Origin of the sequence: Streptomyces xanthophaeus (assembly GCF_030440515.1) — a bacterium.
GTDB classification, from domain to species: domain Bacteria; phylum Actinomycetota; class Actinomycetes; order Streptomycetales; family Streptomycetaceae; genus Streptomyces; species Streptomyces kutzneri.
Genome location: NZ_CP076543.1, coordinates 1,601,672 through 1,615,139 on the forward strand (window position 1 = coordinate 1,601,672; position 13,468 = coordinate 1,615,139).

The following is a 13,468-nucleotide window of genomic DNA, read 5'->3' on the forward strand; positions in this document are numbered from 1 at the left end:
TCCCAAGGCTAGGGGGTGGTGGAGGAGACGACGTAGACCTTGGAGACCTTGGGATCGGTGAGGTCGACGGTGATGTCCCGGGTGGGCCGGGGGTCGTCCTGTTCGAGGGTGGTGCCGAGCCATGAGGTCTCCGGCTTCCAGTGCCAGCCGGCGATCGAGGTGTCGTGCGCGGAGACCGAGACGCCGGGGGTCAGGTCCTCCCGGCTGATGCCGAGGGAGGACAGGAAGCCGTCCAGGTCCGGCGGGGTGACCGCGAACTGGACGTACAGCCGGCTGGTGCGCCAGTTGTTGGTCTCCAGGAACCCGACACGCCAGGCCTTGTCCGGGACCGGTACCTCGTAGATGCTGCGCTGCACCTTGGAGGGCCAGCCGGGGCGCACCTTGGACGCGCCGATCTTGGCTGCCTTGTCGCGGCCGCTCTCGCGGCTCTGCTGGGTGGAGATCGCCAGGTAGCCCGCGGGTACGCCGACCAGCAGCAGGATGATGATCGCGGTGATCCAGCGGCGCTTGACGACGTGCCTGCGGTCCTCGGCGGTGGGCGCCGGGGTGCTTTCGGCGTCGGGGGCGGAGGCCTGGTGGGGCAGGGTGGGCGGGTTCACTGTTCGTCCTGGTCCTTGGGGGCGGCGGGGTCGCGCCGCCCCAGCTGCTGCGCGTAGCGCTCGTACCGCTCGTAGCGCTCGACCCGGCGGCGGGTGGCGCGGCGGAAGCGGCGGGCGACGAGCCGGGCGAGGTCGGCGGCGCCGACCATGCCCGCCTCGGGTCCGAGCTGGGCCTTGGCGATACGGGCTTCGGGGCGGTAGCCGCGACCGGTGAGGTGGCGGCGGAAGGCGTCCCGGGCCGGACCGATCAGCAGGTCGTCGGCGGCGCTGACGCCGCCGCCGATGACGAAGCAGGACGGGTCGAGGGCGGCGGCGAGGTTGGCGATGCCGACACCCAGCCACTGGCCGATGTCCTGGAGCAGCTCGACGCACATGGCGTCGCCCTCGCGGGCCAGCTCGGTGATCAGCGGTCCCGTGATCTCGGAGACGTTGCCGCCGACCCGGGCGATGATGTTGTACGCGACCGGCGAGTCGGCGGGGGCCAGCTCGCGGGCCTCGCGGACCAGGGCGTTCCCGGAGCTGTACTGCTCCCAGCAGCCGCGGTTGCCGCAGGGGCAGCGGTGGCCGCCGGGGACGACCTGCATATGGCCGAATTCGCCCGCGACCCCGTACCGGCCGCGCTTGACCTGGCCGCCTTCGAGGATGGCCCCGCCGATGCCGGTGCCGAGCGTGATCATGACGAGGTGGTCCTCGCCGCGTCCGGCGCCGAAGCGCCATTCCGCCCAGGCGGCGGTGTTGGCATCGTTGTCGACCATGACCGGGACCGCGAGCCGGGACTGGAGGGCGTCGCGCAGGGGCTCGTCGCGCCAGGCCAGGTGGGGTGCGAACAGCACGCGGGAACGGTCGGCGTCGACCCAGCCGGCCGCCCCGATGCCGACCGCGTGCACGTCGTGCCGGTCGGAGAGGTCCAGCACCAGCTCGACGATGGTGTCCTCGACGACCTTGGGGCTCTTGGACTTGTCCGGGGTCTCCGTGCGGATCTTCTCCAGGATGATCCCGTCGGCGTCGACGACACCGGCCATCACCTTGGTGCCGCCGATGTCGATGCCGACCGTGGGGACGCGCGGGGCCGTCAGGTGCGACCGGCGCTCCCGGGTCCCGATGGTCCGCAGGACGGTGCCTCGCGCCGACCCCCGGTGGGTGAGCGTGAAGTCCCGGTACGTGCTCATCGAGTCGTGTCGTCCCTCTTGGGTGCGGTGGTTCGGGGAGGCCGGCCGGCCTCGTCGGCCGGGCCGCCGCGACCGGCTGCGCCGTCCGTCGCGGCCGTGGCGTGTGGGGCGCCTGCCCCTGATTCTGCCACTCGCTCCAGTTCGTGGCTCAGCTCGTCCAGCTCGGAGCCGCCCGCCATCTGCCGGGTGAGCTCGTCGAGCGTGATCGAGTCGCGGGTGTGGCTGCCCGCCATGGCGCCGCGTTTGAGGAGGACGAAACGGTCTCCGACCAGGTACGCGTGGTGCGGGTTGTGGGTGATCAGGACCACGCCGAGGCCCGCGTCCCGGGCGGCGGCGACGTACTTGAGGACCACTCCGGACTGCTTGACGCCGAGGGCCGCGGTGGGCTCGTCGAGTACGAGGACCTTCGCCCCGAAGTACACGGCGCGGGCGATGGCCACGCACTGCCGCTCACCGCCGGACAGCGTGCCGATGGGCTGGTCCACGTCGCGCAGGTCGATGCCCATGCGCAGCAGCTCGGTGCGGGTCGTCTCGCGCATGAGGTCCACGTCGAGGCGGCGGAGGGGTCCGCGGCCCTTGGTGGGCTCGGAGCCGAGGAAGAAGTTCCGCCAGACGGGCATGAGCGGGACGACGGCGAGGTCCTGGTAGACGGTGGCGATGCCGCGGTCGAGGGCCGCTCGGGGGTTGGCGAGGACGGTCTCCTCCCCCTCGATCTCGAAGGTGCCGGCGTCGTGCCGGTGCAGCCCCGCGATGATCTTGATGAGGGTGGACTTGCCGGCACCGTTGTCACCGAGGACACAGGTGATCTCGCCCGCCGAGACCTCCAGGGAGACCCCTTGGAGGGCGCGGATGTTCCCGTAGAACTTGCTGACGCCGGTCAGCTCGACCAGGGCGGTGCCCGCTCCTGGCCCGGTCGCGGTCTTTTCGGTCGTGGTCACTTGGTTGCCTCCGCCCGCTTGCGGACCCATGCGTTGAGCAGCGTGGCCAGCAGGAGCATCGCGCCGAGGAAGAACTTGAACCAGTCCGGATTCCACTGGGCGTACACGATGCCGTTGCTGGTCATGCCGAAGATGAAGGCGCCGACCGCCGAGCCGATGGCGGACCCGTAGCCGCCGGTCATCAGACAGCCGCCGATCACGGCCGCGATGATGTAGAGGAACTCGTTGCCCACGCCCTCGCCCGACTGGACCACGTCGAACGAGAAGAGGATGTGCTGGCCGGAGATCCAGGCGCACAGGGCGACGCCCATGTAGAGCCCGATACGGGTCTTCACGACGGGCACGCCGGTGGCGCGGGCCGCGTCGGCCCCGCCGCCCACGGCGAAGATCCAGTTCCCGGCGCGGGTGCGCAGCAGGATCCAGGTGGCGACGGCCACGATGGCGAACCACCACAGGATGGTGACCTTGAGGGTGACCGAGCCGATGTTCCACTGCGAGGCGAAGAGCGCGCGGGCGGAGGAGAAGCCCTCCATGTCGGCGATGGTCTTGGTGGAGACCGTGCCGGTGATCAGCTTGGTGAAGCCGAGGTTCAGGCCGGTCAGCATCAGGAAGGTGCCGAGCGTGATGATGAAGCTGGGCAGCTTCGTGCGGGTCAGCATGAATCCGTTGAAGAACCCGATGGCGAGGGTGACCAGCAGGGACACACCGACGCCGACCCAGACGTTGGCGGTCATCTGGTAGCTGAACATCGAGCTCACCAGTGCCGAGGTCGTGACCATGACGCCCGCGGAGAGGTCGAACTCGCCGCCGATCATCAGCAGCGCCACCGGGGCGGCCATGATCCCGATGGTGGAGGCCGAGTAGAGGACCGTGCTGAGGCTGGAGGCCTGCAGGAAGGTCGGCGCGACGATGGAGAAGAAGACGAAGACGGCGACGGCGCCGACCACCGAGCCCAGCTCCGGGCGGGCGAGCAGCTTGCGCAGGGTGGAGGTGGGGGCGAGCCGTTCGTCGGGCCCGTCGAAGGGTGCGGCCGCGCTCATCGGCTGCCCCGCTTGATGTACTCCTCCAGCTTGCCCGCCTCGTCGGCGGTCACGATCTGCGGGCCGGTCAGCACGGGACGGCCGCCGCCGAGCACGTTCGCGTTGTAGCGGTAGAGCCAGAGCAGGTCGATGGCCTCGTAGCCCTGCAGGTACGGCTGCTGGTCGACGGCGAAGCCGAGGGCTCCGGACTTCAGGTCGCGGGCGACGGACTCGTTGAGGTCGAAGGTGTCGACCTCGGCCTTGCTGCCGGCCGCGTCCTTGGCCTTGACGGCGGTGGGCGCGAAGGGTGCGCCGAGGGTGACGATCGCGTCGACGGAGGGGTCCGCCTGGAGCTGGGCCTGGATCGCCGCCTGGACGGAGGGCATGTTGGTGCCTTCGACGTACAGGTTCTCCATCGTTCCGGAGAAGGTCTTCTTGGCCCCGGCACAGCGCTGCTCGTGGCCGACGTTGCCCTGCTCGTGCAGGACGCAGACGGCCCGCTTCTTCCCTCGCTTGTTCAGCTCGGTGCCGACGGCCTCGCCCGCGATCACCTCGTCCTGGCCGATGTGGGTCAGGGCCCCGTACGCGGCGGACTGGGCCGAGCCGGAGTTGACCGTGATCACCGGAATGCCGGCCTTGACGGCCTTGGCGAGGACGTCCTTGAGGGCCTCGGGCTTGGCCAGGCTGACGACGATGCCGTCGACCTTCTGGTCGATGGCGTTCTGCACGAACTGTGCCTGCTGCTGGGCCTGGTCGTCGTGGGCGTAGACGAAGTTGATGTTGTCCTTCGCCGCGGCCTCCTTGGCGCCCTTCTGGACGATGTCCCAGAAGGTGTCGCCGTCGCCCGCGTGCGTGACCATCGCGAAGGTCCAGCGCGGCGTGGAGACGGCCGGCCGGCCCGCCTCGGCGGCCCTCGCGCGCTCCTCGGCGCGCTTGCCGCCCGTACTGCTGCAGCCCGCGAGCGAGGCCCCCAGTACCGCCGCGAGCACGGCGCACACGACGCGTACCCCTGTCCGAACCCTAGCCACGTCGCCGCGCCCTTCCCTCGTCACCAATTCGGTCCGTCGTCGAGCCGGTCACCAATCCGGTCATTCCGGCTCCATTCCGGTCCAGCCGCTCAGTATCCGCCACAGTCGACCATGAAGGGTCATCGGGGCACGCACGGTCAGGTTGACATGCGCGGGCGGATTGACAGGTTCCGCCGACAGGGTCAGGTTGAGTGCATGCGCATCGGCTTGATCGGAACGGGCCGGATCGGGTCCTTCCACGCGGCGGTACTGGCCCGCCACCCGGAGGCGGGCTCGCTCCTGCTCGCGGACGCCGACCCCGCGCGGGCGGCGCGCCTCGCCGACCGGCTCGGGGCCACCGCCGCGCCCTCCGTGGAGCAGGTCTTCACCTGGGGCGTGGACGCGGTGGTGGTGGCGTCGGCGACCGAGGCGCACGCGGACCTCGTCGTACGGGCGGTCCGCGGCGGGCTGCCGGTGTTCTGCGAGAAGCCGCTGGCCCCTGACCTGAACCGGACCCTTGCGGCCCTGCGGGAGGTCACGGCCGCGGGCGGACTGCTCCAGGTGGGCTTCATGCGCCGCTTCGACGCGGGCTACGGCACGGCCCGGGACCTGGTCCGTTCGGGCGCCCTGGGGCGGCTGCACACCGTCCGGACGATGACGGCCGACCCGGCGCCGCCGGCGGCCGCGTACCTGGCGACCTCGGGCGGGCTGTACCGGGACTGCCTGGTGCACGACTTCGACATGGTCCGCTGGGTGACCGGGCGCGAGGTGGTCGAGGTGTACGCGGCCGGGTCGGACGCGGGTCCGGCGCTCTTCCGGGAGACGGGCGACATCGACACCGCGGCCGCCGTGCTCACGCTGGACGACGGAACCCTGGTCACGGCGACCGGTACCCGGTGCAACGGCGCCGGGTACGACGTGCGGATGGAGCTGGCCGGGGAGCGGGACCAGGTCTCCGTCGGGCTGGACGACCGGACGCCGATCGCCTCCACCGAACCGCACGGGCCTCCCCCGGCGAGCAAGCCGTGGACGGGCTTCCTCGAACGTTTCGCCCCGGCCTACGAGGCCGAGCTCGCGGCCTTCGTCCAGCTGGTGCGCGGCGAGGGCGCCAACCCGTGCGACGGCCGGGAGGCGCTGGCGGCGTTCCGGATCGCGGAGGCCTGTGAACTCTCGCGCCGGGAGCGGCGCAGGGTGCGGCTGGAGGAGCTCCCGGACCTGCCGGTTCTGTAAGGGGGGCACGGGGCCACAGTACGGCGGGTGATCAGCGTCGGCTGCGGCGCTTTCCGGACACGCTCAGGGGGTGGCGGGGGCTGTTCCGGGCGCGGGGGTCACGGCGCGCCGGCCCCAGGCGGTGCCGGCGAGGACCAGGAGGGCCCCGGCCAGGCCAAGGGGGCCGAGGTGGTCGCCGCCGATGGCGATACCGGCGACGGCGGCCCACAGGGGCTCGGTGCCCAGCAGCAGGCTGACCCGGGAGGGCGAGGTGCGGCGTACGGCCCACATCTGCACGAAGAAGGCGAACAGGGTGCAGAAGACGGAGAGGAAGGCGAGCCCGGCCCATTCGGCGGCCCCGAAGCCGGCGGCGGCGGCCCAGGGGCTGTCACCGGTCCCGGGTACGGCGGCCAGCAGGGCGAAGACGAGGACCGCGGCGCCGAGCTGGACGGTGGTCAGGGACAGCGAGTCGGCGTCCTGGACGGCCTCGATGCGGGCCATGAGCAGGACGTGCAGGGTCCGGGCGAGGGCGGCGCCGAGGATGAGCAGGTCACCCGTGCTGGGCGCGGTGAAGCCGGCGCCCTGGGTGAGGAGCACGACCCCGGCGACGGAGACGGCGGCGGCACCGAGGAAACCGGCGGAGGGCGCCCGCTTCCTGACGGCCGCTTCGGCGAGCGGGGTGAAGATCATCGTCAGGCTGATGATCAGCCCGGCGTTGGTGGCGGAGGTGTGGACGACCCCGTAGGTCTCCAGGAGGAAGATCCCGCCGAGTACGAAGCCCAGCAGCCCGGCGCCGCGCAGCTGGGCGGGGCCGAGGGCGCGCAGCCGCGCCCACCCGGCGACGACGAGCACGGGCAGCACGAGCGCGAACCGGAGCACGAGGACGGCGATGACGGTGTGGGTGGTGGTGATGCCCTTGGCGGCGAGATAGCTGCCGCCCCAGACGACGGCGACGGCCAGCACGGGCAGATCGGCGAGCCAGGCCCGGCGCGGGGCGGCTTCGAGGGCGGGCGAGATCACGGTCAACGGAGGTCTCCGACATCAGGGGAGGGGTGGAGACTTCGGCGGCTCGCACGGGTGCGGGCACACCGTACCGGAGCCGATCATGCCGGGCGACCCCTTTCCGGGCCCGCGCCCCCGGCCCCGTAGCATCGGCGGCATGGCTGATCTCTACGCCCTGGACCTGGCGTTCGACCTGCTCGACACCACGCCCGCCGATGTGCTCGCGGAGGTGCGGCGCCAGCTGACATCGCCGGACGGCCTCCTCTCGACCCGGGGCCCGGCATGGCGCGTGGGCGGCATGCTCGTCGGGGAGTTCGGGCCGGGCGAGCGCGGCGGGTGGGCCCTGACCGCCCGCCAGGAGATCCACGAGGAACAGCTCCCGGAGATGGAGGACCTCCTCCTGCTCCTGGCCCCCCACATCCGCCCGCCGGGCCCGGTCGGCCGTCTCCGCTTCTACGAGCACGAGTCCCCGGACCTGCTGGTCCTGCGCGAGGGCCGCGTGGTCCAGCTGGCGCTCGACCCGCGGTAGGGGGTGCCGCTGCAGCCTGCCCGGCAGGGTCGAGGCGGGTCCCGGTGCGCGTACGCCGAGTTCCAGCGGTACGACGGCCCGCGCGCAGGCCTCGCCGACGGGCGAGGCCGCGGTGGTGCCGGAGCGCGAACAGCGGGCGATCTTCGTCAGGTGGAACCAGCGCGGCGAAGCCGGGTAGGCCGGTCCGGAGCTACGACGAGCTGACCCGGCTGCCCGCACCGCACCGGCAGCCGGCGGAGGGTGCGCGGCGGCCGACACCGGCGACGGCTACCGGTTCCGGGGGCACCCGGGCAGACGAGGAACGGATCCGCAGCGCCGGGTCAGGCGCCGACGGTGCCGAACGACGCCCGGCCCGTCGGCCGGTAGGTGTGGACGGCGGTCCCGGCCGGTGTCGTACGTGAACTCGCCATCTCATAGGCGGTCGGCAGCCCGCCGGTGGGGAACAGCCTCTGCCCCGCGCCGAGCACCACGGGGAACACCAGCAGGTTGATCTCTTCCACGAGGTCCCGTGCGAGCAGCCACTGCGCGAGCTGCCCGCTGCCGTGCACCTGGAGCTCCCCGTCCAGCGTGTCCTTGACCCGGACGATCTCGCCCTGCAGGTGCTCCCCGTCGAGCACGGTGACCGGCCCCCAGGCCGGCTCCGTGAGGGTGGTCGAGGCCACGTACTTGGGCAGCCGGTTCAGCTTGCCCGCGACGGGGTCGGCGGGGTCGTCGTGCTCCGGCCAGTACGCGGCGAAGATCTCGTACGTCTTCCGCCCGAGCAGGAACGCCTCGGCCCGCCCGAACACCTCGGTGATGAACTCCCCCATCCCCTCATCGGCGAACGGCGCGACCCACCCCCCGTACTCGAACCCGCCACCCCGATCCTCGTCGGGCCCCCCGGGCGCCTGCATCACGCCGTCCAGCGTCACGAAGGTGGTCAAGGTCAGCTTCCCCATGGCTCTGCGCTCCTCGCTCGGTGGTCCGTCCACAAATGCAGACTCCCGTACCCCCACCAACTCATCGCACCGCCACGCGAGCCCCGACGCTTTCCGTCACCCCGCCTATCGCACCCCTCCCCCCATCGGGTGTCCGAAGAGAAGACCCCGGAGGCCTCGGTGGCGGCGCTGGGCGTGAATTCCGCAACCGGCTCAAGCTCAGCCCGGCGTCGTTCAGGGCCCCGCCTACGCCGGCAACGCCGGAATGCAGAGCAGCCGCCTGACGACACCACATCCACTCTGCGCCCCTGCCGAGATCACCAACTGGCCCTGGCAGCGGCGGCGACCTGTTGTTGCACCGCGTGGGGCGACCTGAAGCCGACCGCAGGAACAACCCGCACAAACTGGTGGCGTGGATGCGCGGAGCTCACCCCAGGAACTGCTGACCGTGGGCCAGGTCAAGGCCCGCCTCAAGCTCGCCGCTCCGCTGTCTACGACCTACTCCGGACCCAGAAGCGCCTCGACCACCCTCGGACGCGCCCGCCGCATCCCCGCCCGCTCTCTTACCGTTCTTCCGCCAACGACTCGGCCAGGACTCCGTCTGATGACCACCTCCCGCGACGCCACCCCTCCCACCGCGTCCGCGCCAATGGCGACGGGACCGCCTACCAGCGCAAGGACGGACGCTGGGAAGCCGCCGGCTACGTCCTCGCCCCGGGCAACACCCGCAAGCGCATCCGCGTCTACGGAACCACCCGCACGGAAGCCTTGGCCAAGCTCACGGAGAAGATCGCCAACAGCAACCGCGGCGTCCCCGTACCCTCCGCACAGGGCAGTGTGGCTGCGTATCTGACGTACTGGCTGGAGGCTGTCGCCGTCCACCAGCTCCGCGAGAACACCCACACGCGATACACGGCCTGCGTCCGCCAACACCTCGTCCCCGGCTTGGGTAAGAAGAAGCTCGCCAAGCTCACAGCCAAGGACGTCCGCACCTGGCTCAACCAGCTCCGCACCACCTGCCAGTGCTGCGCACGCGGCATCGACGCCGGCCGTACTCAGCCCCGTTGCTGCGCCGCCGGAGCGTGCTGCTCCAAGCGGCTCTCCCCGCTGACGCTGGCGTACATCCACTCCGTGCTCAAGTCCGCCCTGGAGCACGCCGTCCGCGAGGAAGAGATCACTCGCAATGTCGCCCGTAATGTCCGCACGGGCACACCGCGTCCACGCCGCTTCGAACCACTCACGGCCGACGAAGCCCGCCAGTTCCTCGCCGCTGCCCGAAACAACCGCCTGCACGCGCTGTACGAACTCGCTCTCCGCACCGGCCTCCGCAAAGGCGAGCTCCTCGGCCTCCAGTGGGAAGACGTCGACCTCAGTGCCGGTACTGCCAGCATCCGCCGCACTCTCCAGCGCACCCAGACCGGTGGGCTGACCAGCCTGCCCACCAAAACCCGCGCATCCGAAAGGCGCATCGCCCTCCCGCGCGAGTGCATCCACTCGTTGAAAGAACACCATGAAGGTCAGAAAGCAGAACGTGAGGCGGCAGCGGAAGGACGGAAGGACAACGGCCTCGTCTTCACCACGCTGGCGGGCGGGCCGCTCGATCCCGCGAACTTCAATCGCAACTTCCGAGCCCTCCTCGATCGGGCAGGGCTCCGCCGCATCCGCTTCCACGACCTCCGACACTCCACCGCCACCCTGCTCCTGGAACAGGGCGTCGAGCTCGTCGTAATCAAGGAACTCCTCGGCCACGCCCACATCGGCGTCACCGCCACCGTCTACGCTCACGTTCGGATCCGACTGCAGCGCAACGCCGTCGACCTTCTCAGCCACGCCCTCCAGCACACCGACGAGACCACCAAGCACGCCAACGGCCGCGAGGAACCTCCACCCTGTGCAGCACCCATCCACTGACGTTGCGGTCATCTACTGCCGTCAGACACCTCAATACAGGTCAGAGGCCCCACCGGAAACAAAACCGGTGGGGCCTCTGACACTTCCCGCATGACCGAAGGGAACGAGATTTCACTTTAGAGGATGGCTATTCTTGGGTCGCAACCCCAAGAAAATACTCGGCGGCACGGCGTAGCGCAGTCTCCAATGCCGCTAGGCCCTCACTCTTGCGCCATTCCGCGGAACCTTCCTCGCACGCCTGCCATGCCCGAATATAGGCATCCTCGACATCGGTGACACTGAACATCAATTCATCGAGAAGTTCATCCGATACCCGACCCTTCGCACCCGGGTAAAGGATCCTGTCGTCCATATCCGCCCTGGCCACCAACACCTCTCCGACGCGTCGAAGGTGAATTGCACCCACGTTTGCGCTGACCATTATGTCGGCCAGAGTCCGGAGGGCCAGATCAGGGGTATACATGCAGCTAAGACCTCCTTCCGTTCCTGATCGCAGTCCGCATTTCTCGGAAGGCTCCGACAGCATCTGCGCGGCTAACCCCTCCCGCCTGCAGAATGCTCACACAGTATGTGACGCAATTATTGCGAGAACCGTATGGTCCGAGGTTGATGCCGATCGATCCTTGCGCCGCTTCGTAGGCAGCCTCTGCGTTGGGCAGCTCAAAAGTTCGCCGCAAGGTGCCTGGCCCCATATCATCCACGAACGCTTCACCCCCCTCATTGGGCAGGCCCGCATAATTACCGCGCGTTGGTGGAATTCCCTGAGGCATCGCTTCCGTGACGCTAGACCGCCCATCAGCCATTTTTATTTCAATGATGGCATGGCCTTCTGCTCCCAGCGCGGGATCGTAGTGAACGGTCGCAGTGCCGCCACAATTGTGGACGAGGACCGGCGTGGCGCCTGCGAGCACATAGTACGTGTGCGTGCTGAGGTGCTGTCATCTGCGTCTTCGCAGGTCAGCGGAATCCGGCCAGTCCGTGGGTGTGCGTGGAAGTGCCCTGTTGTGCGCCCCTGTTGCCGTCGGCGTTGCCGTCACACGGCTACGCGCATGAGGTCGGCGGAGTGGGCTTTGGCCGGTGTCCTGTTCGGGTTGGGGTCGGGCATGGCCAGGGGGCCGTACGCTGGCTGGCAACTCGGGCAGGCTTTGATCCTGCCCGGAATTTGAACGAGTGGCCCCCTGGCCTTGCCCGACGCGGGCCCCGGCCCGAACAGGTGGGTAAAGCCCACGGAGCCGACCGCCCCCACCTCCGGTCCTCCGCCCCGGCCAACTCCCCGCCGTCGCCTCGCCGTCGGCCTGGCGTTCGCGTGCGGGCGCGTCCGGCTTCCTCAGCGCTTCCGGTGGTCCGCTACGCGTTTCTGCGCGGCCTGGTCGCTGGCCGGCCCGCGGTGGCGGAGCCGAGAGCGGGCCGGGTGGGCGGCCGTGCCGCGCGCGACCCGCGTCAGCGGGTCGCCTTGACCGGCTCCGCACTACATGCCAGTGCTGCACCCAGGGCCTGGACACCGAACGGAAGAGGTGCTGCGCCATCGGCGAGTGCTGCCAGAAGCAGCTGTCCGCTCTGACCGTGACCTACGTGCACTCGGTGCTCAAGTCGGCACTGGAACACGCCGTCCGCGAAGACGAGCTGCCCCGGAACGTCGCGCGCAACGTCAAGACCACCACGAACCAGCCCAGGCGCTTCCGTCCGCTCACCGCAGCCGAGGCCCGTCAGTTCCTCGACGCGGCCCGCGCCGACCGGCTCCAGGCGCTGTACGAACTCGCCCTCCGCACTGGCCTCCGCAAGGGCGAACTTCTCGGCCTCCGCTGGGAAGACCTCGACCTCACCACCGGAACGGCCAGCATCCGGCGCTCGCTCCAGCGCACCCGTACCGGCGGTCTCACCCATCTGCCCACCAAGACCCGAGCGTCCGAGCGCCGCATCGCCCTCCCGACCGAATGCATCCACTCCCTCAAGGAGCACAGCGGGCGGCAGGACAGGGAGCGGGGACAGGCCGGGTCGGCTTGGAGCGACAGCGGCCTCGTCTTCACCACGCCAACCGGACGGCCGCTCGATCCCGCCAACCTCACCCGCCGCTTCCGCAGCTTCCTTAACCGGGCCGGACTCCGCCGCATCCGCATCCGCATCCGCATCCGCTTCCACGACCTACGGCACTCGACCGCCACGCTGCTCCTGGAACAAGGCATCGACCTCGTCGTCATCAAAGAACTCCTCGGCCACGCCCACATCGGCGTCACCGCCGGCGTCTACGCCCACGTAAGGCTCCGCCTCCAACGTCAGGCCATCGACACCCTCAATGACGCCCTCGGTCGGCCGGACGCTAACCCTGACGACCCACCCGCCACAACCGCCGTCCGCTGACGTTGCCGTCACCGTTGCCGTCAAACGGCCGATGGGCCCCCTCCGTGCCTTGGAGGGGGCCCATCTCTACTCGCGATGCCGGATGACCCGCCACGGCTTATCCAGCCCACCGCATCTCAGTAAGAAACGCGGGAGAACTGGAATGCAGACTGCCAAGAAGAGTCTCCCAGTAGAAAACCACTGAAGGCATTAATGACTTGTGGAAGATCTTCCACTACAGCCCGGAAGTGCTTATCCTTTGCTCCCTCCCGGATCTCCAGAGCATAGAAGCCGGCCGGTGCACCGGCAGCGACACCGAGCCCTACTTGGATGAACCACCCCGGCCGGGTTTCGAGGATGACGTACCAGTCTTCCAACGAAAGCCCGCTCACTGCCCGAGTTACATCGTCGCGGCTTGGACCGTTAATAACTGACCCGTTGGAAAGTTCCAGAGTTGCCGGGTTCTCCCCTTCGGGGAAATAGACCTTCTCAGACTGCGGATCGTAGCAAGTGATCCCGCTCCTACCAGCAAGTCCTAGCAGGTAGTCAGACACCTCTCGCTGCCGAGGATATGAAATCGATACGATCACGCATTCGCTGGTTCGATAGAGAGATGCCGCCCACGGAGAGACCTCGAAGTTCTCCTCCGTCAAGTCAGGAAACTGGCTGATCAGTTCACCATAGAACACCCCCAGCGCAGGGTGTTCGCGTCCAACGCCAGTGTCACCTTCAACCATGGCGTTGTACTTTCGCGCCGCTTCGGCGGGAGTAATCAAATGCTCCTCCCACCAAAATCCAAGATCAAAGCTCATGAGATCACTCCTGTAGGGG

The 13,468-nt window shown here is 69.4% G+C and carries 12 protein-coding genes and 1 pseudogene; 4 read left to right on the plus strand and 9 right to left on the minus strand.

The annotated features are described in order from the left end of the window. Positions 1–8: 8 nt before the first annotated feature. From KO717_RS06935 to KO717_RS06955, 5 genes are read right to left on the minus strand one after another with little or no spacing between them, the layout of a single operon-like run. Positions 9–599, minus strand: coding sequence for a hypothetical protein (locus tag KO717_RS06935; RefSeq protein WP_301365055.1), 591 nt, complete (start codon positions 597–599; stop codon positions 9–11). After that, positions 596–1,768 carry an ROK family glucokinase gene (locus KO717_RS06940; protein ID WP_301365057.1) on the minus strand — a complete coding sequence of 391 codons (1,173 nt, stop codon included), beginning with the start codon at positions 1,766–1,768 and terminating at the stop codon, positions 596–598. Before KO717_RS06940 ends, KO717_RS06935 begins: the two co-directional genes overlap by 4 nt. Then, a complete protein-coding gene (locus KO717_RS06945) occupies positions 1,765–2,736 on the minus strand; it encodes an ATP-binding cassette domain-containing protein (protein ID WP_301365059.1) in 972 nt (323 codons plus the stop codon). Before KO717_RS06945 ends, KO717_RS06940 begins: the two co-directional genes overlap by 4 nt. Beyond that, a complete protein-coding gene (locus KO717_RS06950; protein WP_301365060.1) occupies positions 2,703–3,746 on the minus strand; it encodes an ABC transporter permease in 1,044 nt (347 codons plus the stop codon). Before KO717_RS06950 ends, KO717_RS06945 begins: the two co-directional genes overlap by 34 nt. After that, complete coding sequence (locus KO717_RS06955; RefSeq protein WP_301365062.1) at positions 3,743–4,723, minus strand: substrate-binding domain-containing protein; 981 nt, start codon at positions 4,721–4,723, stop codon at positions 3,743–3,745. The genes KO717_RS06950 and KO717_RS06955 overlap by 4 nt, the downstream gene beginning before the upstream one ends. Before the next feature lie 225 nt (positions 4,724–4,948). On the opposite strand from KO717_RS06955, the gene KO717_RS06960 reads away from it, so the two are divergent. After that, a complete protein-coding gene (locus KO717_RS06960; protein ID WP_301365063.1) occupies positions 4,949–5,962 on the plus strand; it encodes a Gfo/Idh/MocA family protein in 1,014 nt (337 codons plus the stop codon). 63 nt (positions 5,963–6,025) lie between these two features. Here KO717_RS06960 and KO717_RS06965 read toward each other — a convergent pair whose 3' ends face one another. Further along, complete coding sequence (locus tag KO717_RS06965) at positions 6,026–6,967, minus strand: DMT family transporter (RefSeq protein WP_301365065.1); 942 nt, start codon at positions 6,965–6,967, stop codon at positions 6,026–6,028. A gap of 133 nt (positions 6,968–7,100) precedes the next feature. Here KO717_RS06965 and KO717_RS06970 point away from each other — a divergent pair, with 133 nt between their 5' ends. Continuing rightward, complete coding sequence (locus KO717_RS06970; RefSeq protein ID WP_301365067.1) at positions 7,101–7,472, plus strand: hypothetical protein; 372 nt, start codon at positions 7,101–7,103, stop codon at positions 7,470–7,472. Positions 7,473–7,792: 320 nt separating this feature from the next. On the opposite strand, the gene KO717_RS06975 is transcribed toward KO717_RS06970, so the two are convergent. Beyond that, positions 7,793–8,410 carry a dihydrofolate reductase family protein gene (locus KO717_RS06975; RefSeq protein WP_301365069.1) on the minus strand — a complete coding sequence of 206 codons (618 nt, stop codon included), beginning with the start codon at positions 8,408–8,410 and terminating at the stop codon, positions 7,793–7,795. A 747-nt stretch (positions 8,411–9,157) separates the two neighbouring features. On the opposite strand from KO717_RS06975, the gene KO717_RS06980 reads away from it, so the two are divergent. Next, positions 9,158–10,300, plus strand: coding sequence for a tyrosine-type recombinase/integrase (locus KO717_RS06980; protein WP_301365071.1), 1,143 nt, complete (start codon positions 9,158–9,160; stop codon positions 10,298–10,300). A gap of 127 nt (positions 10,301–10,427) precedes the next feature. Here the strand turns inward: KO717_RS06980 and KO717_RS06985 are convergent, their stop codons facing one another. Continuing rightward, a complete protein-coding gene (locus tag KO717_RS06985) occupies positions 10,428–10,763 on the minus strand; it encodes a hypothetical protein (RefSeq protein WP_301365072.1) in 336 nt (111 codons plus the stop codon). 989 nt (positions 10,764–11,752) lie between these two features. Between KO717_RS06985 and KO717_RS06990 the strand changes: the two are divergent. Next, positions 11,753–12,658: pseudogene (locus KO717_RS06990) on the plus strand (tyrosine-type recombinase/integrase); the annotation flags it as partial. A gap of 116 nt (positions 12,659–12,774) precedes the next feature. Here KO717_RS06990 and KO717_RS06995 read toward each other — a convergent pair. Beyond that, positions 12,775–13,449 carry a hypothetical protein gene (locus KO717_RS06995; RefSeq protein ID WP_301365073.1) on the minus strand — a complete coding sequence of 225 codons (675 nt, stop codon included), beginning with the start codon at positions 13,447–13,449 and terminating at the stop codon, positions 12,775–12,777. Positions 13,450–13,468 lie beyond the last annotated feature (19 nt).